This is a genomic window from Spirosoma sp. KCTC 42546 (assembly GCF_006965485.1).
Classification (GTDB): Bacteria; Bacteroidota; Bacteroidia; order Cytophagales; family Spirosomataceae; genus Spirosoma.
This window is the reverse complement of the sequence record NZ_CP041360.1, coordinates 1,804,629-1,825,671: the sequence shown is the minus strand read 5'-3', so window position 1 is coordinate 1,825,671 and position 21,043 is coordinate 1,804,629. Positions and strand designations below refer to the sequence as shown.

Annotated in this window: 19 protein-coding genes; 12 read left to right on the top strand and 7 right to left on the bottom strand. The window is 46.4% G+C overall.

The features are described 5' to 3' along the window. Positions 1 to 50: 50 nt before the first annotated feature. Positions 51 to 1,799 carry a sensor histidine kinase gene (locus EXU85_RS07375; protein WP_168207756.1) on the bottom strand — a complete coding sequence of 583 codons (1,749 nt, stop codon included), beginning with the start codon at positions 1,797 to 1,799 and terminating at the stop codon, positions 51 to 53. Between the two features lie 543 nt (positions 1,800 to 2,342). Between EXU85_RS07375 and EXU85_RS07370 the strand changes: the two genes are divergently transcribed. Continuing rightward, positions 2,343 to 2,882, top strand: coding sequence for a DUF2911 domain-containing protein (locus EXU85_RS07370; protein WP_142771463.1), 540 nt, complete (start codon positions 2,343 to 2,345; stop codon positions 2,880 to 2,882). Between the two features lie 116 nt (positions 2,883 to 2,998). On the opposite strand, the gene EXU85_RS07365 is transcribed toward EXU85_RS07370, so the two are convergent. Continuing rightward, positions 2,999 to 3,946, bottom strand: a complete 948-nt coding sequence (locus EXU85_RS07365; protein WP_142771462.1) for an alpha/beta hydrolase family protein — start codon at positions 3,944 to 3,946, stop codon at positions 2,999 to 3,001. 140 nt (positions 3,947 to 4,086) lie between these two features. On the opposite strand from EXU85_RS07365, the gene EXU85_RS07360 reads away from it, so the two are divergent. Continuing rightward, a complete protein-coding gene (locus EXU85_RS07360; RefSeq protein WP_142771461.1) occupies positions 4,087 to 7,389 on the top strand; it encodes a glycoside hydrolase family 2 TIM barrel-domain containing protein in 3,303 nt (1,100 codons plus the stop codon). Positions 7,390 to 7,696: 307 nt separating this feature from the next. After that, positions 7,697 to 8,848 (top strand): sigma-54 dependent transcriptional regulator, encoded by a 1,152-nt coding sequence (locus EXU85_RS07355; protein ID WP_142771460.1) that lies wholly within the window; start codon positions 7,697 to 7,699, stop codon positions 8,846 to 8,848. Between the two features lie 79 nt (positions 8,849 to 8,927). Here EXU85_RS07355 and EXU85_RS07350 read toward each other — a convergent pair whose 3' ends face one another. Then, complete coding sequence (locus tag EXU85_RS07350; RefSeq protein WP_142771459.1) at positions 8,928 to 10,088, bottom strand: acyl transferase; 1,161 nt, start codon at positions 10,086 to 10,088, stop codon at positions 8,928 to 8,930. Between the two features lie 38 nt (positions 10,089 to 10,126). Between EXU85_RS07350 and EXU85_RS07345 the strand changes: the two genes are divergently transcribed. Beyond that, entirely contained in the window at positions 10,127 to 10,666 is a 540-nt protein-coding gene (locus tag EXU85_RS07345; protein WP_142771458.1) for a hypothetical protein, read from the top strand. Between the two features lie 12 nt (positions 10,667 to 10,678). Here the strand turns inward: EXU85_RS07345 and EXU85_RS07340 are convergent, their stop codons facing one another. Further along, a complete protein-coding gene (locus tag EXU85_RS07340; RefSeq protein ID WP_142771457.1) occupies positions 10,679 to 11,875 on the bottom strand; it encodes a PAS domain-containing sensor histidine kinase in 1,197 nt (398 codons plus the stop codon). Between the two features lie 341 nt (positions 11,876 to 12,216). On the opposite strand from EXU85_RS07340, the gene hemA reads away from it, so the two are divergent. Then, positions 12,217 to 13,500 (top strand): glutamyl-tRNA reductase, encoded by a 1,284-nt coding sequence (gene hemA / locus EXU85_RS07335; protein ID WP_142771456.1) that lies wholly within the window; start codon positions 12,217 to 12,219, stop codon positions 13,498 to 13,500. A 124-nt stretch (positions 13,501 to 13,624) separates the two neighbouring features. On the opposite strand, the gene EXU85_RS07330 is transcribed toward hemA, so the two are convergent. Beyond that, a complete protein-coding gene (locus EXU85_RS07330; protein ID WP_142771455.1) occupies positions 13,625 to 14,227 on the bottom strand; it encodes an OmpH family outer membrane protein in 603 nt (200 codons plus the stop codon). Positions 14,228 to 14,375: 148 nt separating this feature from the next. Between EXU85_RS07330 and EXU85_RS07325 the strand changes: the two genes are divergently transcribed. Then, the gene (locus EXU85_RS07325; RefSeq protein ID WP_142771454.1) at positions 14,376 to 14,969 is read left to right on the top strand and encodes a DUF4230 domain-containing protein; all 594 of its coding nucleotides are present in this window, start codon (positions 14,376 to 14,378) and stop codon (positions 14,967 to 14,969) included. A 19-nt stretch (positions 14,970 to 14,988) separates the two neighbouring features. Here the strand turns inward: EXU85_RS07325 and EXU85_RS07320 are convergent, their stop codons facing one another. Both EXU85_RS07320 and EXU85_RS07315 read right to left on the bottom strand, forming a co-directional pair. Continuing rightward, positions 14,989 to 15,399 carry a hypothetical protein gene (locus EXU85_RS07320; RefSeq protein WP_142771453.1) on the bottom strand — a complete coding sequence of 137 codons (411 nt, stop codon included), beginning with the start codon at positions 15,397 to 15,399 and terminating at the stop codon, positions 14,989 to 14,991. Between the two features lie 41 nt (positions 15,400 to 15,440). After that, positions 15,441 to 16,679 carry a sulfite oxidase gene (locus EXU85_RS07315; RefSeq protein ID WP_142771452.1) on the bottom strand — a complete coding sequence of 413 codons (1,239 nt, stop codon included), beginning with the start codon at positions 16,677 to 16,679 and terminating at the stop codon, positions 15,441 to 15,443. Positions 16,680 to 16,939: 260 nt separating this feature from the next. Here EXU85_RS07315 and EXU85_RS07310 point away from each other — a divergent pair, with 260 nt between their 5' ends. The 6 genes from EXU85_RS07310 (at position 16,940) to EXU85_RS07285 (ending at position 20,956) form a co-directional block, all read left to right on the top strand. Next, positions 16,940 to 17,500: a YqgE/AlgH family protein gene (locus EXU85_RS07310; RefSeq protein ID WP_142771451.1), complete on the top strand. Its 561-nt coding sequence runs from the start codon at positions 16,940 to 16,942 to the stop codon at positions 17,498 to 17,500. A 163-nt stretch (positions 17,501 to 17,663) separates the two neighbouring features. Continuing rightward, a complete protein-coding gene (locus EXU85_RS07305) occupies positions 17,664 to 18,269 on the top strand; it encodes a porin family protein (RefSeq protein ID WP_246859454.1) in 606 nt (201 codons plus the stop codon). 104 nt (positions 18,270 to 18,373) lie between these two features. Next, entirely contained in the window at positions 18,374 to 18,841 is a 468-nt protein-coding gene (locus EXU85_RS07300) for an NADH-quinone oxidoreductase subunit A (RefSeq protein ID WP_142771449.1), read from the top strand. 220 nt (positions 18,842 to 19,061) lie between these two features. Beyond that, the gene (locus EXU85_RS07295; RefSeq protein WP_246859453.1) at positions 19,062 to 19,427 is read left to right on the top strand and encodes a hypothetical protein; all 366 of its coding nucleotides are present in this window, start codon (positions 19,062 to 19,064) and stop codon (positions 19,425 to 19,427) included. 1 nt (position 19,428) lies between these two features. Continuing rightward, positions 19,429 to 19,923 (top strand): NADH-quinone oxidoreductase subunit B, encoded by a 495-nt coding sequence (locus EXU85_RS07290; protein WP_142771448.1) that lies wholly within the window; start codon positions 19,429 to 19,431, stop codon positions 19,921 to 19,923. A 91-nt stretch (positions 19,924 to 20,014) separates the two neighbouring features. After that, the gene (locus EXU85_RS07285; RefSeq protein WP_142771447.1) at positions 20,015 to 20,956 is read left to right on the top strand and encodes a hypothetical protein; all 942 of its coding nucleotides are present in this window, start codon (positions 20,015 to 20,017) and stop codon (positions 20,954 to 20,956) included. Positions 20,957 to 21,043 lie beyond the last annotated feature (87 nt).

The window sequence follows — 21,043 nt, the reverse complement described above, 5'->3', positions numbered from 1 at the left end:
TAATTATCATCAATATAGAGTTGAGACACCCGGTTAGGGTTACTAGCGAATCAGGACGACATTGTTAAAGCCTGACAGTCAAACGATAGTGTAAACTGACTACCCTTATTAGCACTAAAACTCTTTTTCCCTTTCAATTTTTCAGTGATCATATCGATCAGCTTCATCCCAAACGAATTGCCTTTTGCGGAGGGCATAAAGCCCGGCCCATTATCTGAAAACCAAATCCGAATCCGTCCATTCTCTTCCTGGCATCCTATCTCCAAAACAGGTTTTGGATGAAATGGAAATGCATACTTACACGAATTGGTAACCAGTTCATTTAATAAAAGCCCTACGTTAACAGCTGCATCGGCATTTAGCCAAATTGGCCTGAGGTCATACTCCTGCCGAATATGATCAAAACTAAAACTACGTAACACGCCACCAACAAGCTCCGGAATATAGTGCGTAAGGTCTACCTCCACTAACCGATCGCCGTCGTAAAGTCGCTGATGTACCAGCGCCATTGCTTCTACGCGTAGCAGGCTTTCTTCCACGGCCTGGCGGGCCGCCGAATCGGTTAATCGGTTAAATTGTAAGCCTAACAAACTAGTGATTGACTGGAGGTTATTTTTTACCCGATGGTTTTGCTCTCTCACTAATTTAGCATTGTGTCCACTAATGCGCAGGTACTTTCTGAATAACCAATAAAAAAATACGCAGGCAACACCAGCCATCAAAAACAGCACAGTAGTAATAATGATTAGCCTTTGCTGGGCTTTTAGGCTCTCCTGTCGTAGCGCCAACTCTTTCTGCTGTGCTTTAAGTTTCCCCTCCTTTTTTTCAATTTCATATAACATTGCCGATCGGGCAATTGCACCTTCCCGGTCGGCATTCATTGTCTGAACAAGTAAGGAGAGGTATTTTTCCTGATGATCAAATGCCAGTCTCCACTGCCCGGTTTGTTTGTAAAGTTTTGTGTAGACTTCTTCAATATTTCGATTTTGCCAGTAATCGCCGTGCCCTGTGGAGTCGCGCATATGCGTGGCGGTATCCAGCCATTTTTTTGCAACCCCTGGTTGCCCGAGCTTCAGGTAACAATCAGCTAGTTCCTGCGAGATATTAATGAGCGGATACGGCTGCTTCATAGGACCGTATATGGCGTAAGCTTTTTTCAGGTATTGAATAGAATGACGTGCATCTTTCAGCGCCAATGTTTTGCCCATACAGTTATAGATAAGGGCCACCTCATAAGGCTTATTTAAAGCAATAGCCATTTTCTCAGCCCTGCGCAGATAATATAGTGAACTATCGAGTGAATTAGCAGGCGCCATTAGTATAGCCCCCGGCCTTTCATGGTTCATTTTCCAGCCTAACTCATAAACGCCAGCCAGTACATTGTTAGCACTTAGTTGACCCTGTATGGAATGAGCCACGCGCATATTGGCTTCGGCCCGATGGGCGTATTGCATGGCGGCCTGGTAATGTTTCTGAATGACTTCATTCTCCGTCATTCGGAGATAAACCTTGCCAATATCTTCCGAAGGGCCCAATGGCTCCCGTATTCGTAACGATCGGATAAACCACTTTTGGGCCGTCAAATAATCGCCCAATGCGCCATAGCGTTTGCCCATTAAATAACAGGTCTCAGCAACGGCCAATGAGTCGCCGGTAGCCATTGCTTCTTTATATTCCTGCTGTGTTTTAGCTAATTTTTCATACAGGAGCTTACCAACCTGGGGTGTCTGTGCGTTGACCGAATAAGCCCATATCATTCCACATGCAAGAATTGCCCCGCCGAACAAAAGTCTGGCCATTTGTTTACACAAGCCAATAGATTGCATACTAAATAAAATCTATCCAGACAGTAAATCAGAAAAATAGTACAAGTACTTGTAATGATACAACAAAAAGCCAACTTCTATATACCTAGGAATGGCAGGCTTATCCAGCCATACTATTAGGTAAGCAGTCAGGATAATTTGTAAAAATTCGTTCGTTCGTAAAAACACCTACTTCGTCAGTAATATCCCGACGTTGAAAGATTTGTCGAGTAGGCATACCGAGATACTTGTTACTTTACACTACCCATTCATTCTTGATCTGGAACTTCCATTCCTCTACCAACCTATGGAATAAATTGGGCAGCCAGAGACTACTCTAATAGTACTAATTTCCGCTTCTATCCACACCATTTTATAAACGTTTACCGTTGCATTCTGCTTCTCTTCCTACCGTCAGGCAATAAAATCCCCTCCTTCCTTATTGCCTGACGCTTGCCCATAAAAATCTTTGGGAGGCCAGCAAACTACAAAATATTCCTACCTTGCAGGCTGACAGTTCTTAACCTCTGAGCATTCATGAAACGTATACTGATTATCCTCGGTATTATTGCTGCCGTTGCACTTATTGGCTTTTTCTCGTTGCGTAGCTGGACCAAATCCAGTAGTCCCGAAGCCGTTGCCCAGGTAGACCAAAATGGCCTGAAAATTAAAGTCGATTACTGCCAACCCTATAAGAAAGGACGCAAGATTTTTGGCGGACTTGTTCCCTACGGTGAAGTCTGGCGGACCGGTGCCAACGAAGCAACCGTAATTGAACTGGACCAGAACGTAACCGTAGCCGGACAACCTTTAGAAAAAGGTGACTATTCTCTCTGGACCATCCCCTCAGCCGAAGGGTGGATCGCGATTTTCAACCGTGAAACTGGCCAGTGGGGTACGAATTACGATCAGACAAAAGACGTGCTACGGGTACCTATTGTATCACGGAAACATAGCCCGATGGCTGAGCAATTCTATATCAGCTTCTCTCCCTCAGCCAACGGGACCGATATGATTCTGGCCTGGGACCAAACCGAAGCTATAATCCCGTTTCAGAAGCGTACAAATCCTGACTAAGTATAGCAGAATGCATAAAAAAGCCGCGTAGGTAGTACCTGCGCGGCTTTTTTATTTAAATCTATAAGATCTTTAGAGACCGTTCGGGCAATCTGGCGTATAGGTTTGGCTAGTTCTTAATGATGAAAACTGGTTCCTATAAATTTTAACGCGTCAGGTAAGCCACTACGCCAATAGGACCAGGTGTGGGCTCCGTCGCGAGCGCGGTATTCGTGGGGAATTTTACGCTCTAGTAGTGCAATATGAAGCATGGCATTTCCAACCGTTAGCGCATCGTCATCACCACAATCCAGATACCAGCGCACTTTTGTCAGATCACTCTCTGGAGCCGATTTCGCCAGCGTAATGGGACTATTACGCTTCCAGGTAAGTGTTAGCCGATCCTGACCTTGAGCAGGACCACTAAATATGGGAGCATATACTGTATTGTACCGCTCGTCGGGTATACTGACAAATGTTTCATCGGTACGAACGGCCGCACTCAGCGCAGCACAGGCACTAAATAATTCAGGATGATGCATGGCCAGGGTTAACGACCCAAATCCACCCATCGACAGCCCGGAGATAGCCCGATACGTGCGTTCGGTGCGGGTTCGAAAGGAGGAGTCGATGTGCGGAATCAGTTCCTGCACAAACATATCTTCGTATCGAACCTTATTCTGGTAGTCGTTCACATACCAGGTAACGCCTGCATTGGGCATCACAATAATCATTGGTGGTAGTTCGCCTGATTTAATGCCCTCATCGGCAATACGATCGGCCTCGCCAAACTGTACCCAGCCCGTTTCATTATCTCCCAACCCGTGAAGCAGATAAACCACCGGATAGCGTCGGTTAGAAACGTAGTAGTCGGGGGGCAGGTAAATCGAGAACTTAATGGCCTGATTCATCAGCGAGCTATTCATCACCATACTCTCCAGCAAACGAGCCTGTGGAGCCGAAACCACCGGTACAGGACCATTTGATTGAGAAGCCGTTAGCTGAGCGCGTCGACGAGATTGGGCAGAAACCGTTAAGGTAAGCGCGGTAAGTGATAAACAAAAAACTAGACTACGTATAGACATGAGGGTATAAGGCAGTAAAAGGCGGTTAAATTTATGCGAAATTTACGCTGTCAAAGCCATAGGTCACGAGTTGGCAGATTCTTTGTCAACCCATGCCAGTTGAAACAGTTCGCTTGTGTCATAAATAAAACGTACCTGTAATGCACAAACGCTTAATTCCTTCCCTCTTTTTAACAATTTTATGGATAGTCAACAGTCAGGCCCAAACCCTACCCGACTGGGAAGACCCGCAAGTAATCAGTTTGCACACCGAGAAGCCGCACGCAACACTTATCCCGTTTGCAACTGAACAACAGGCCCTCACCATAACTGACTGGCGTACATCGCCTACTATCAAATTGCTAAATGGCAGTTGGAAGTTCAAGTGGCTTAAGCATCCCAGGTTGATTCCGGTCGACTTCTATCAGCCCACAACGAATGATCAAAACTGGGACAACCTGCCTGTACCGTCCAACTGGCAGGTTGTTGGTGCCCGGGAGGGCCGCCCGTATGACCGGCCTATTTTCACGAATATCAAGCATCCATTCCCGGCCACACCCCCACGCATTACATCGGATACCAACGCGGTTGGACTATACCGAATGCGGTTCACGCTTCCCGCTTCGTTCCAGGATCGTGAGGTATTTCTACATTTCGCGGGCGTGCAATCTACCTGCCGGGTATACCTAAATGGACAGGCCGTTGGTTATCACGAAGATAGCATGACCCCTGCCGAATTTCTAATTACCGACAAACTCAAAGCAGGTGAAAATTTACTGGCGGTTGAAGTCATTAACTGGTCGGATGGGAGCTACCTCGAAGATCAGGACTTCTGGCGCATTTCGGGTATTTTCCGCGATGTATTTCTGGTTGCCACGCCTAAAACATATCTCCGTGATTTAACCATCGTTACCGATTTGGATGATCAGTATCACGATGCCAGTTTGAAACTTACAGCCAATGTTCGCAACCTGGCACCATTGGGCACACAGACTCCTTATCGACTCCGAATTAATCTATACGATCCTAAACGAACTGTTATTTTTTCGGAAACGATTAGCTCCGAAAGTGCTACCGATACGGGACAGGAAGCCCTGTTCCGTATCAAAAAAGACATAAAATCCCCTGCCCTCTGGAGCGCCGAAACGCCGACGCTCTATACGCTAACAGTGCAGTTGATTGGCCCGGATGGGCAGGTATCAGAAGCCATAAGTCAACACGTGGGTTTCCGGGAAATGACCCTAACCGACGGGCAACTCCTGGTGAATGGCAAACCTGTTACCTATAAGGGCGTTAATCGACACGAGTTCGATCCCAACACGGGACGCGTTATCAGTCGCGAGTCGATGATTCAGGACATCAAGCTGATGAAGCAATACAACATCAATGCCGTTCGGACATCACATTATCCCAACGTAACGGACTGGTATGATCTCTGCGATGAATATGGGCTTTATGTGATCGACGAAGCCAATATCGAAAGCCACGAGTTATGGGGTAAGAACCAGACCCCAGCCGCTAAACCGGAATGGCGCGATGCCTTTGTGGCACGCGGTCGGGCTATGGTTGAACGGGATAAGAATCATCCATCTATTGTCATCTGGTCTTTGGGAAATGAAACAGGTATGGGCCAGAACTTTAAAGATATGGCCGATATCATTCGACTGATTGACCCGACCAGGCCTATTCATTATGAAGGTCGGCAACCCTACAACGGCACATCGCTGACCAATTTCGATATTATTTCGACCATGTACCCATCAGTCGATGAGTTGGTAAAGCTGATGGAAAAAGATCCGCACCGGCCCGTTATCGTTTGTGAATATGCGCACTCAATGGGGAACAGTGTCGGTAATTTGAAAGATTACTGGACTGCTATCGACAAATACCCTCGCATGCAGGGCGCGTTTATCTGGGACTGGGTCGACCAGGGGTTACGATTAAAAAACAAAGAAGGAAACCAATTTACCGACCACATCAACTACATCGACGGAGCCAATGCAGGCGATGGTCTGGTTAATCCGGATCGAATACCTCAACCTGAAATCAATGAGGTAAAACTGGTGTATCAATACGTAAAACTAAGTACACCTGCTCCACTAACGCCTAGTCAGCCCGTTAAGATAAACGTTCGAAATACCTATGACTTTCAATCGCTTGAACCTTTCCGGCTGGACTGGGAACTACTCCGAAACGGTGAAATTGTGCAGCGTGGTAGCGAAACAAATCTAGTAGCTAAACCCGGCCAAACGCAGGTTTTAACATTACCTGTCCGACTAACTGCGCCCGTAGATACCCGACAGATCGACGGAAATGCACGTCCCTCGGCAACTGCCCTCGCCGAGCGTAGCGCCCAATCAGGGGAATACTTTCTGACTGTAAGCGTTCGTCTGAAACAGGCTACCAATTGGGCATCTGCTGGCCATGAAGTAGCTTCAGGTCAATTCCCGGTCAAAACCGATTCACCGGCTCAAGTCGTCGTTGGAATGAATCGCATTCCCCTTGTGAAGATGACTGCAACGCCAACGATCGTGACGGTTCGTGGAAAAGAGTTCGCCGTTGTGTTCGACAAAACTACCGGCACACTACGTCAATGGATTTACAAAGGCAAGAATTTAGTAGCAGAGAACAATCCAGCCGGGGGCAGTCCAGCCGGGGGCCTTCAGCCTAGTTTCTGGCGGGTTCCTACCGATAATGACGAAGGAGGTGGAACGGCTTCGTTTGCTGCCCGCTGGCGCAAAGCAGGTTTAGACAGCATCAGGGCTCATCCTGTTGAGTTCAAAATTGACCCACGTCCCCAAATGGTTCGCCTTAGCTGCACCAATGAGCTGGTCGGTGTTGGAGGTAGTATACGCCAGCAAACCGATTACATCGTGTATGGTACGGGCGAGGTGTTCGTTACAACTACCTATACACCCTCGGGCGCATTGCCCCCACTGGCACGGGTTGGTATGCAACTCCAGTTACCAGCCAGTTTCATTAACTTCAGTTGGTACGGACGTGGTCCCTTTGAGAGTTATGCAGACCGGAAAGATGCCGCTAAAGTTGGGCTATACGATACAAAAGTGGCCGACCAGTTTTTCCCATATACAATGGCGCAGGAAAATGGGAATAAAACAGATGTACGTTGGGCCAAACTTACCGATGCAACAGGTTTTGGCCTTTTACTAATGAGCGATGTGAGTACGAGTTCACCCCTAAACATCAACGCCCGCAACTATACTGATGCCGCTTTACTAAAAGCCAAGCAGCCAAACACCCAGGAAGTTGAACGTGGTAATGTAACAGTAGTTAATGTCGATATGGCGCAGATGGGCCTTGGGGGAGATGATAGCTGGTCACCTCGTGTTCACGCAGACTACCTCCTTCCTGCAACTAAACCCTACACGTACTCCTTCCGAATGCGTCCAGTGGATGCACGTACCAACGTTGTGGAAGAAGTTAACCTGCTGTTGCCACGCTAAGAATGCTGTATTTTCGGTTTCCTATCATCCTTCTCAGTATCATGATCATTAGTATTCCTTCAATTCAGACGCTTTAGTTTCTATAGATACTCAGGGGCCGATAACCAGAATTAATAGAATCGAACGTATCAATAGAGTCGAAACTTCACACACTTAGACGCAGATGAGATAGTAGCCCAAGGTATGCATTTATGAAAAAAGACAGGGATTTTAGCAAATTTAGGCGTCGATATAACGAATGCCGATGTAAAATCCCCTATTTTCGGGCCAGTACTTACATCCAGATGTTTAAATTTATCCCTTTTGTATGGCCAAACTGATTATCGTGGACGACGAACAAAAAATTCGGGCGGCTCTACGCGATATTTTAGAATATGAAGGCTACGATGTTGACGAAGCGAAAGACGGCGAAGAAGGGCTGGACATGATTCTAAAGGCAAGCTATGATGTCGCCTTGTGCGATATAAAGATGCCCAAAATGAATGGCCTGGAGGTGCTTGCGAAAGTTAGCGAAGCGGAAAAAAGCACCCAGGTTGTCATGATTTCGGCCTTTGGTAATGTTGAGAATGCCGTTGAAGCAACTAAACGCGGAGCCTTTGATTTCATCACCAAACCACCCGATCTCAACCGCCTACTCATTACCGTTCGCAACGCCATTGAGCGAGCCAAATTAGTTCAGGAAACCAAAACGCTGAAAAAGCGCATCTACAAACTGAACGAAATCGTTGGCGAATCGGAACCGATCAAGAAAGTTAAAGATACGATTAACCGCGTAGCCGCTACTGAAGCCAGGGTACTGGTAACCGGAGCCAACGGGTCAGGGAAAGAAATGGTGGCCAAGCAAATTCATGAGAAAGGTAGCCGGGCAAACCAGCCATTAGTTGAAGTAAACTGTGCCGCTATTCCAAGCGAACTAATTGAGAGTGAACTGTTTGGACACGAGAAAGGCTCATTTACGGGAGCAGCTGCACGCCGGGTAGGTAAGTTTGAACAAGCTGACGGTGGTACGCTATTCCTCGACGAAATTGGCGACATGAGCTTGTCGGCACAGGCGAAAGTGCTGCGTGCATTACAGGAGAGCAAGATTACCCGCGTTGGGGGCGATAAAGAAATTAAAGTCAACGTACGGGTAATTGCGGCTACCAATAAAGACCTTCGGCAGGAAATTGTAAACGGAAACTTCCGTGAAGACTTATTTCACCGCCTGAGTGTCATTATGATTCATGTACCACCCCTTGCCGAACGGCGCGTTGATATACCACTCCTGGCCGATAAGTTTCTGCATGACATCGCAACCGAATATGGAGCTCCTGCAAAAGACCTCTTACCCGACGCGATGAATTACTTGCAGTCGCTTCCCTGGACAGGAAATGTTCGGGAGCTACGGAACGTCATCGAGCGTCTGGTCATTATGTGTGGCGACGAAATTACGCTGGAAGACGTGAAGGCCTATGCATAGCTGTCTAATGATTGAATGAGAGAGTAGTAGAATGAGTGAATAGGGTACTTGTTGACTATTCACTCATTCTACTACTCTCTCATTCAATCATTAAATTACAGCCTCTTACATCGGAATTATCGAATCGGCCAATGACCCGGAAATTGCCAGACGGGGTGGCTTCACCTTCCAAACTAACATACTGGCCTAAATCCTGGGTTTCAATGAACGAACACGAGTCCAGATTGGCTAAATCGACTATGTTCATTCCGCCCGTCTGTCGAGACCCAAGGCGATTAGTTATCTCTGGATAAAGTGAAAATGGGTCGTTAATGTCACGAAGGAAAACACGTAACGTTGCGCTTGGCTGGAATAGTCCATCACCCTTTGAATACGCCTGAGATAGCAATTCGGTCATACCGTACTCAGAATGAATGGCTTGCACCCCCAGCCGTTTGGTTAGAATTTCATGAACCTCTTCGCGAAGTAGTTCTTTGCGTCGACCTTTCATACCACCCGTTTCCATAACGATAAGATTCGGCAACGTTCCCAGAAAGGACAAATCCGGCTCCGACTCGGCCCAATCCAGCAAGCCAAACGTAACGCCAATGAGCAAAATCTTTTTCTGATCGGGCTGTTGGGCTAGTTTTCGCAGTCGTTCTGTCAACTCGGCATGGTTGTGCAGAAAAAAACCGGATGTGGGTTCATCAGCCCCGTTCATTTGCGAGTGATTACTCCGGAAGCTTTCACTCTGAGCCATAAATTGCTGAACCATATACACGAGCGAGGAGTTATTTCGTTCAAGATAAGACGGTAGCAGCGCCAGAATATGAAAGTTGTTGAGCGGGCCATATGTCTGCTCAAAAATTTGGGTGCTAATGGTATTATAAAGGGCTAAATCTGGCACAAAATGACGGCTAGTCTGTTCACCAGTAGTGCCGCTACTGGCAAAGGTCAGCGTATCGGTACTCTCTGGGTTACAGGTTGTGTCAATGCCGCTTAACACCGGATGTTTTTTAAAAAAACCAATCGGCATAAACGGCACCTGACGCAGGTTCCTAATTTGTTCAGGCTGGCAATTCAGGTGATGCAGGTAGGCTTTGTACAAGGGGTTAAAAACCGCCTGATACTGAAAAACAGCTAGTGCCAGCGATTCGAATGCAGGACGGTCCGGCAAGTTCGAACTAAGTTCCAGAATCTGCTGCCGGAGTGAGTTCCGAAGTAAAGCAGCTTCGGGTGTGAGTGTTAATGAAAAAGACAAAATAACTAAAGCGTTTATTGCACAACGAGTACAACAGTATGCGACGGCAACAAATTCAACCGTATTTATTCGTAGTAGGCATTGCCCTGACTTTAACGGCCTGCTTCAACGAACCAAATTACTCAAACACTCCATCCATTGAGTTTAAAGGGATGTTTAAATACCAGATCGCAGCGGGCAAAGGGGTCGGTCAGTCGAAACGAGATTCTGTTGTGATTACCATTGGCTTCAAAGATGGTGATGGTAATCTCGGTATCGACAATCCATCCGAAACGACGATTTCCAGTTACTCGGCCAACGGTGGCTGGGGAAATTATGAAATCAAAGCGCTTCGACTCGTTAATAAGCAATATGTAGAGTACCCACAGCCTATCTATAAAACCTTGTTTTTCCCTGAACTGACCAAAGGAAAACCTAAAGGAGCGATTGAGGGGTCGTTGGATTTTAATCAACTTTTTACGTACGGTACAACAAATGTATTTTACCCGACTAAGTTTCAGATTCGAATTCGGGATCGTGACTTTAACGCCAGCAATGTAGTTGAAACCGATACCATAACTCTACCCTACTTAAATTGACCACATATGTGGTCAATTTTCATTTAAGACAATCCGAAAGGTAGTTCCTTTACCGACCTCTGAGCTTTTAACAAATAGTCGTCCATTGTGGTATTCTTCCACAATACGCTTGGCGAGTGTTAGTCCCAATCCCCAACCGCGCTTTTTGGTACTAAATCCCGGCGAAAATACTTTTTGCATATTGGCCTTAGAGATGCCTTTACCCGTATCGGTAATGTCGATAGCTACCCCTTTGTGCGGCAATGGCACAATAGTCAACCGTAGCTCGCCCACGCCTTTCATGGCATCAACCGCATTTTTACAAATATTTTCGATAACCCACTCAAAAAGCAATTTATTGATTTTCACCTGCTGATTGGCAGGCAACTGGCTGGCCAGTGTCATTTTTACTTTTGTGGAAATCCGCTTTGCCAGATAATTGGTGAACTGCTCAACCACCTCATTCAGATTTTCCTCTTTCAAGGTCGGCACAGAACCAATACTCGAAAAACGGGCCGTAATTGTTTCCAACCGTTGAACGTCTTTTTCAATTTCGTCGGTAATCGATCCATCATATTGCTCAGGGTCAGAGCGCATATATTCGACCCAGGCCATCAACGACGACATAGGCGTGCCTAACTGGTGGGCTGTTTCTTTCGCTAATCCAACCCACACTCGATTCTGCTCTGCCCGACGCGATGAACTAAACGATAAATAAGCCAGCACGCCCAAAGCGGTCAGAATGGCTAGAAGTGCATAGGGGAAATAGGCTATTTGCCGCAGCAGGCTTGAGTTGGTATAATAAACCAGGCCCTGTTCGTTATTGCCCAAATCCACAACCAGCGGTCCATGCTTTTTACGCATTTCGGCAGTCTTTTGCTTTAAGAACTTCTGAGTTTCTTCGGGCGTCAGCCCAGCGGGCATATCATCAATATTTTTGTGAGCCGCAAATGCCCCGCTGGGGTCAACATAAATAGCGGGTATTGTCGTATTGGCCTGAATGATTTGGTCGGTTACAAATGTCAGGTCGCCGGCATCCGGGTGACTTGAGCCAAACAAATAACCTATACTTTTGGCATAGAGCTGCACATACTGTTCCTCTCGGTTCTCCAGTTTATTGATGAGCCGTTCTGTATAGAGCAGCGACCCTGTTCCAACTAACAGAAAGTTCAGGGCTACAACAATTTTCAGAATATTATTCTGATTATAAATATCGAATGATTTCAGCATGTGGTCTTGCTGGCTGCAATTGTCAAAACAACTGTTTCTTTCAAAAGCAACATTATGCAACTAAAAATTAAGCGGTATCGCAAAGCTAAACACATTGTCGGCCCGATTACCTTAGCCAATAGGTATACATGTCGTATAAACGCTAAATTTCGTTTAAATGTCTAAATCTGAACGTCTGGGAAGCCACTAATGTTACAAGTTTGAATAGGATTGAACACAGAACCAAGACATTTATTTGGATGGATTCTAAATAACAGACCACTTGCGTCGTGCTTGTTTTTATCCGATAATAATGCCGTAATTTTGTAAAGGCTAGAAGCCAGTAAAGGTGATTTAGTACCATGTTAGATACCTTCAAAGCAATTAGTTTATCTCACAAAATGGCACCTCTCCAGGTGCGGGAACTAATTGCACTAAACGAAGACGAAGCCAAGCGACTGATGATTCGGTTGCGGGATTTTTTTGGGCTGTCTGATTTGCTTGTTATCTCAACCTGTAATCGCACGGAAGTATATTACGCGGCTGAGCAGGACCTTAACAGTGATATTGCGCGCTTATTACTCATTGAAAAAGGGCTGACAGATACGGCTAATTATTTGCCTTATTTTCAGTTTTTTGAGTCAAATGACCAGGCCGTTCGGCACCTGTTCGAAGTATGCGTTGGCTTACATTCGCAGGTGGTGGGCGACATGCAGATTCCCAATCAGGTGAAGCAGTCGTACCAATGGTCGGCCGATCTGGAAATGGCGGGGCCATTTCTGCACCGGTTGATGCACACGATCTTCTTCACCAACAAGCGGGTTGCCCAGGAAACGCCCTTCCGCGATGGAGCGGCTTCCGTTTCTTACGCTGCCGTGGAACTGATTGATGAGTTAGTCGGCGAACATCAGAATCCAAATGTGCTGGTCATTGGCCTTGGCGAAATTGGCACTGATGTTTGTAAGAACCTCGAGTCCCGTAAGCTAACGAACATCACCCTTTGTAACCGTACCCAGACAAAGGCCGAAATCTTAGCCGAACAATTCGGTTTTCGGGTAGCTGATTTTGCTAATTTAACCGACGAAATTCGCCGGGCAGATGTTATTATCTCGTCTGTTATGCGGGATGATCCGCTCATTACGCCTGAATTACTTCAGGATGTTAATGTACTGACATTCAAATACTTCATTGACTTATCTGTTCCCCGTAGCGTAGATACAGCCGTTGAGCAGATTCCGGGTGTGCTGGTTTATAATATCGACCATATCCGCAATCGTGCCGATGAAGCTTTAAATCAGCGATTAGCAGCTATTCCGCAAGTTGAAGCCATAGTTACGCAGGCGGTGGCCGAATTTGGCGATTGGTCCAAGGAGATGGTTGTATCGCCAACGATCAACAAGCTAAAAAATGCCCTTGAGCAGATTCGTCGTGACGAAATTGCCCGGCATCTAAAACATTTGACCCCGGACGAGTCGGAAAAAGTAGACAAAATCACACGGGGTATTATGCAGAAAATCATTAAACTGCCCGTACTCCAACTTAAAGCAGCCTGCAAACGTGGTGAAGCCGAAACGCTGATCGACGTTTTGAACGATCTATTTGACCTGGAAAAACAGTCTATCGACGAACAAAAGCATTCCTATTAGTCAGCATTTTCTTTTCAACAAGAAGCCCCTAATTCAGTACTGAATTAGGGGCTTCTTGTTGAAAAGAAAATGCTGACTAAACTATACGGCCGTCATCAATTCAGTATAACAGCTAGTGAATCCATCATTTCTTTTTAGGCGCGGCTTTTTTAGCGGGTGCAGTTGCTTTAGGGGTACTCGTAGCCGGTTTTGCCGGACTTTCCTCTTGCCCAGGTGTTATCCCCAACTTTTTCAATACCAGGTCCGTAATATTCGTTTCCTCTGGTGCATATAGGATGTCTCTGGAGTTGCCAGTATTTAAAATATGTGTATACCCGTTTTCTTTAGCCACACTATCAATTGCCTGTTGAATTTTAGTTAGGGTTGGGCTAACTAATTGCCGGTATTTACTTTGTAAAGCTTCGTCAGCAGATCGGCTAAATTCCTGAATGCGAGCCTGTAATCCCTGTAATTCCGTTTCACGGTCTTTCCGAATAAGATCGGACATTTGTGCTACTCCTTTTTGATAGGCCGTATATTTTTCCTGAAACTCCTGTTGTAATCGCTTCAGCTCAGTCTCCGACTGTTTCTGCTGAACAGTCAACAAATTCGTAATTACCTTATTTTCGTCGGTTTGAGCCAGAATATAATCAATCCGCGTATGGCCTATTTTTACGGTTTGAGCTTGTACATGCAGGCAAGTCGCGGTCAAGAGTACGGCAAGTGCAAGGCTAAAAGTTTTCTTCATTTTACTGGTTAGATTATTCTGGAATAGACAAGTGTAAATCTGCTTTCGCGTTGTATACGTGTGGACTAGAGCAGCTATTTCAACAAATTTACCGATTAACTACCACAGATTACTCAGCAATGTAGTTATTAGACATATTTAACATACCATGACCCGACTCATAAACGCGCTGTTCCGCCTGTTTCTCATTGCAGTACTGATTGCAGGGCTAATTGCCATTTGGGAGCAGATCCGAGGCACTAGTCTCCTTAGTCGCTTCCGACGGGGAGATACTACCACCCAGCGTATCGTTCTGAAAGAAATTACCGCCCTGGGGAAACTGGAGCTGGTGAAATACACCTTTAAAGATATTGTTGAGCACGAACAGGTAAATACCTTTCTGCCAAATGCCAATGCCATCTTGATTGTAGAAGGTGAAGCTACTGGCTGTATCGACCTAACTAAAATCACGATGGCCAACATCACAACAGAAGATGATTCCGTGACCGTTCAACTGCCCAAACCCGAACTATGTACCTGGAAAATCAACCATGACCGGTCGCGGGTATACGATACGCATTTTTCGTTTCTGGATCAATCGCAGTTGGTTAGCGATGCCTACCGGAAAGCCGAACGGCAGGTTAGGCAGTCGGCACTGGATGGTGGTATTCTGGACCAAACTCGCCAGAACGCCAACCAGATTCTCCGACCCATGCTTGAACGGATTTCCGGCAAAAAAATAGGGTTGACCTTTATGAAGTAGCAGCAAACAGAAACCCCGGTCAGTTTAACTTATACCATTGAACAGCCTTCAGCGGGGCACGTCGATAAGCGGCTTTTGCCTGCACGGCCGATGGACCATAGTATTTTTCGAGGTAGTCTAAAACCACTTTCTCCGATTCGCCCAGATCCCAGAGTTTGTGGTATTTCTGCATCCATCGAATACGCTCTGTCCAGCCTGCCCGCGTGAAACGATGCTGTAAAATAAGTTTCGATGAGTGACAAGCCGTACACTGCGATTTAATCATCATCAGGTTTGGCGCATCGACCAATCCGCTTTCGGCATCAATTTTCAAAGTATCCGCCACAAGTGATGACTGCGGGATTGGCTGTTGGGTAGTAGTTGCCTTATGGAAACTAGTCATACCAATCAGCACCGCACCAATTAATACTAAAGCTTTTATACTATGCATGGCTTTCAATTATAGGGAGAACTGAACCTCCCAGATTCACGCTAAACAACTGCTTTTACGGCAATCCGATGGCAGGCATTATTGAGGTAACCGCCGGGATTCCATTGCGGAATAACCATGGGCTGGGTAACGCCATTGCTATCTGTGGCACGCACCCATAGTTCGTAATAACCCACTTGTGGAAATAGCACCTCTGCCGACCAATGCTGCCAGGCCAGTCGGTTTTTGGCGGCTTGCAATTTGCTTTTTTGCCAGGTTGCGCCATAATCAATGGATGTATGTACCTCCGCAACAGATCGGTCTCCAGCCCAGGCATGTCCCCGCACCATAAGTGGCTTTTTCACATCTACCATAGCCCCTATTTTCGGATACGTAATCAATGACTTAACGGGCATAGACTCGATAATCCGGAAATTCTCGGGTGTTTCTGCAATCTTCTCTCCTGGCTGCACAGGCCGAATTGGCATTCGGTAACTATGCCCTTCCATTTTGGCACCATCATGTTCTTTATTTCGCACAGCAATGGTATGCAACCACTTGCCGGATACCGAAGCAGGCCAGCCACCAATAACCAGCCGCAGTGGATAACCATGCACCAGTGGGATATCCTGTCCATTAACCGCCCAGGCAATTAATGTCTCATTTTCAAGCGCTTTTTTGATAGGTACTCCGCGCGAAATAGCCACTTTGGTAGGATCCTGACTCAGATGCGGATCTTTACCATAATAGCCAATATAAACCGCGTCGTCTTTCAAACCGACATCAGCCAGAATATCTTTCAGGCGAACACCCGTCCACTCCGCACAACTCACAGCGCCCTGATCCCAGGGATTGCCTGTTGTTTGTGGCTCAAATCCCGACCGACCGTTGCCCCCACACTCCAGCGTAAGTTGGTAGGTATGGTTAGGAAAACGTTTTTTTAGTTCGGCAAGGGTATAGGTTTTCTCGGCCTTCACCGACTCGCCTTTGATGGTTAACGTCCAGGTTGTTGGATTAATGGGCTCTGATGGAATGAGCCCATTATTCCGAATAAACATCTTGTCAACGGGCGTAACAGCATCGTCTAACAGATGAATCGGGCTTTCTACATTCCAGGGTTTATCGCCTAGCACTTTCATTTCGGAGCTTTTCCCCTTTAATGGATCATAATCAAGCGCAAGCGGAATGTAATGGGCAGGTATCTTGTCGGCAAAAGCAACATTGGTTCCTACCAAAGCAGTCAAGGTAGCCAACGCACTTTTTTGAAGAAATCCCCGCCGGTCATGAATCTGGTTCTGCATAAAATTAAGTTTCTTATTCAGGCCGATTGGGCCATCCACCGCCTATTCTGGTTACGGTTCTTATAGCTAAAGCAACATTCGCTACAAAAGTAACGTCCGCTTTTGGGAAATTGCGTAATCTAATTCAGTCAGGATCCGTATTTATGATTTGGCCGTATAAACATTATCCTGCTTATGAGTAGTGTATTTAACAGTTTTTAAGGAATATAGCATTTGAAAAAAGCGTTTTGGCTATAACTGAATTAATTGCTCGATGTGCTATGAATACGACCCCGCCAGCCGTCACGAACGGTGACCTTTTAATTGCCGAACCGTTCATGGGCGACACTAACTTTGAACGCAGTGTAGTATTGGTTTGCGAGCATAGTCAGGCTGGTACGTTCGGTCTGGTTCTGAATCAGCTTACCGATATTCATCTGAGCGATGTAATTGAAGAAATTCATCCAGATCTACCTTTGTTTGTGGGAGGGCCAGTCCAACAAAATACGCTGCATTTCATACACCGTCGCCCCGATCTGATTGACGGGTCGATTCGCGTTGTCGATGGCTTGTACTGGAGTGGCGATTTTGAGCAAATCAAACGGGCCGTTAATCTAGGAACGCTTACCGAGCGCGATGTTCGCTTTTTTATTGGGTATTCGGGCTGGAGTGAAGGCCAACTGGATGCCGAACTCGTTCAGAAAGCCTGGATCATTAGCCGTATCACCGCCGACTTCCTCTTCGACACACCCACCAAAGAATTTTGGCGGGGTGTTTTAAAACGCATGGGGGGCGAGTACAAAGCAATCGCTCACTATCCGGTTGATCCACGGCTTAATTAACATTTTTTGACATTCTGCCGGACAGATAAACGGGGGTCTTCTTAACTTTTTTAACCAATTTTGTACGGTCCGACGTTTCGGGCGGTCGGAAGGCCGCACCCCCGATGTTTTGGATAAAACCGTTATCGGAAGGTTAACTTCCTCTCAGCAGCTCCGTATGTACATGTACCGATTATTTCTTTTTATCTTTTTAGTAGCTTCACCTTTAGTTACTCTGGCACAAAGTGACAAGCCTGTTGGCGGCCATTTTGGTGTAAAAATCGGAGCTTCCTTTACTCAAATAGCCATATCGGGAAGTACCGTTAATATCCCCCACCGCGCCCTGGAACCCCATTTGGGTCTTATATATCGGTATCGATATAATCGCTGGGTAGTTCAGCCAGAAGCTATACTATCTATTAGGGGTGGCACTTTTCAGCAGGAACAATCGAATGGTAGTCGGACTACAACGGGGGTTTCCTATTACTACGCCAGCCTTCCCTTAATGTTGGGGTACATTCCAACCGAAGGGTTGACGGTTCAGGTGGGTCCTGAATTTAGTTACGCACTTAACGCCGGACAAACAGGCGGACCAAGTGCCAATAATGACCTTGGTCTGGCAGTGGGTGTCCACTACGATTTTCTGGACATGCTTAACAAATTCAGTTTGAATGTCCGATACATCTACGGTTTCACCAATGTATCGCCCGAAGCAACGGCATCGTATTATAACCGAAACCTTCAGGTCTCGATGGTGTATAACCTGTTTCCTAAGAAGAAGAAAAAGTAAATTTGTATTAGGAGCGAGAAGCATGTAGTGGGAAGGCTAGCGCCTATCCTTGTGTCTATGGCAGTATTCTAATACGCACTCCTCACTCCCAGTACTGTCAAACTATGCTCTCCGACTTTGGTATTCTTCTGCTGTTTATTCTGGCCGCGTTCGCGTTTATCGCCGTCGTGCTTTTTGTAGCTCGGTTACTACGACCCAGTAGACCGAACGTGGAGAAAAACAGTACGTACGAATCGGGAGAAGAACCAATTGGCAATGCCAATGTGCAGTTCAATATCCGATTTTACGTAGTTGCTTTAGTGTTTGTCCTGTTTGATGTTGAACTGGTCTTTCTGTTTCCCTGGGCCACCGTGTTTGGGCAAGAACGGCTGGTCAAAGCAACGAATGGACTTTGGGGCTGGTTCGCCCTGACCGAAGTAACTTTATTTGTCATTATTCTAGCTTTAGGGCTTGCCTATGTTTGGGCAAAAGGCTACCTTGATTGGGTAAAACCCCAACCGAAAGTACCAACAATAGAGACAAAGGTACCGACGGCCTTATACAGGCAAGTAAATGAGAAGTATCAGCGGTGACAGGATTGTATTAAAGTTGACTCTTCTTCTGAACCCATTTTTACTACGCTGCTGGTTAACAATTCTTATTAGTGGTTCACGATCAACATCCTTATGGGCTCAACAACCTACGGCGGATGTATATAAAATTAAAGTCGTTACAAAAGCGGGGGATCGCTTCCGCGGAACATTGGCAGAGGTGACGGATTCGTATCTTTACCTTGGAAATGAAAGGCGTAGTATGTCATCAGGTAGAATCCCATTCGCCAATATTCAAAAAGTAGTGATTCGGCGGAAGAGCAAAAAAAATGCCCTGATCAGTGGAGCCATTGTCGGTGGGCTACTGACGGGCTACGTAGCGAACCAATCACTACAAAAGAATCCAGTTCGAGGGCCAGTTATCTACGGCTTGACGTTAACGCTTTCAGCAGCGGGTGGTGCCGCAGCTGGTTTGTTAGCAGGCTCAGCTCTTGGCAATCTGAACCGTCGGGTTATTCGCCCATTGGACCAACGAAATCCCGACCTGAGCCTGTTCCGACAACTCCAGCCGTTCAGTTGGCGCTATCAACAGGATATCATTAATCGCCTACCTCAAAAAGAAAATTAACATGACCTCTCCCTCAATAACCGATAAATCAGGCGAAGCCAGTGTTATGCTCATGCACTCCGAGGATCTGCTGAACTGGTCGAGGGAGAAATCACTGTGGCCGCTTACGTTTGGATTAGCCTGCTGCGCTATTGAAATGATGGGTGCCATGACCGCCAGTTATGACCTCGAACGGTTCGGTATTTTTCCGCGCCCTTCGCCCCGGCAGTCGGATATTATGATTGTATCCGGTACAGTCACGTATAAAATGGCTGATCGTATTCGGCGGCTTTACGAACAAATGGCGGAGCCCCGTTACGTCATTTCGATGGGATCGTGCTCCAACTGCGGTGGCCCTTACTGGCAGCATGGCTACCATGTGGTGAAAGGAGTAGATCGTATTATTCCAGTCGATGTATACGTACCTGGTTGTCCTCCCCGCCCCGAAGCCCTGATCGATGGCTTCCTGAAATTACAGGAAAAAATAAGAACCGAACACCCTTTGTCAACTAAGTAATGGGGTTAACGGTCAAGGTTAACAACTCGCTATTCCCTATTGCAATACCAAACTGTATACCTTGAACCGTAAACCCTAAATCAAAGACCCCGTGAATACGCTCTCGACCACCCTTCGCCAAACACTTGGGTCAATCCGGCTTCTGTGGTTGATCTACGGAATCACGCTGGTACTGGGTTTGTTAGCGGCTCTTCCCTTTTACAACACCCTTACGGTAGAAGATCAGAATTCGTTAGCGTTCCTAAACTTACTCAACGGGTTCGACTATACTATTTACTCTGATTTTATGAACCGCAGTCAACGGGTTATTTCTCCCCTGATAAGCGTAGGTCGATGGCTAGGTCTTGTGTATATAGTTCTAAGCGTTTTTTTCGCAGGAGGTATCTTACTACGCTTTTCTCAGCCCAACAACCCATTCAATGCTGGCCTCTTCTGGCAAGGCTGTAGTCATTATTTTGGCCGGTTTCTACGATTAGTTTTGGTGACCCTTCTATTTGTCGTGATCGGTGGCGGACTGTGGCTGGTGGCAGGGTCTTTAGTGGGCGTTGTCTTCAATGATACCCTGACCGAACGGGGGCAGTTTTGGATCGGAGCCGTTTTTTTTGCCCTGTTTGCCCTCACAGCTACCCTCCTGCTTTGTATTGGCGATTATGCTAAAGTGCTAATGTTTCGGGAAGATGAGCATAATGCCTTTCGGGCATTTGGGCAAGCTGGCCGATTGGTGCTTCGTAATCTGGCGCGAACCTATGGCCTATACGTAGTACTGATTTTGATAGGAACTGGCCTGTTCGGCGTTTACTTTATTCTTGACGAAGCCATTCTGATGAGCAACTGGCTAACCATTCTGATCATGTTTTTCATTCAGCAGAGTATGATTTTCGCCCGCGTTGGGCTAAAGGTTTGGTCGTTGGGAACTGCATACAACCAATACGCAAAGCTGCCTAGACCAATTCCCGTTCCTCAATCAGTTCAAGTAGCAATTCCCCTTATTGAACCTGATAGTGACGCTCCGCTACGCCCAGCGGAATCATAAACGTCCATACTGAATTCTTTAGATACCACTACCTGGAGAATCTCCACGACCAATAGAATTGATAGAATTCAGTAAAATCAACAACGA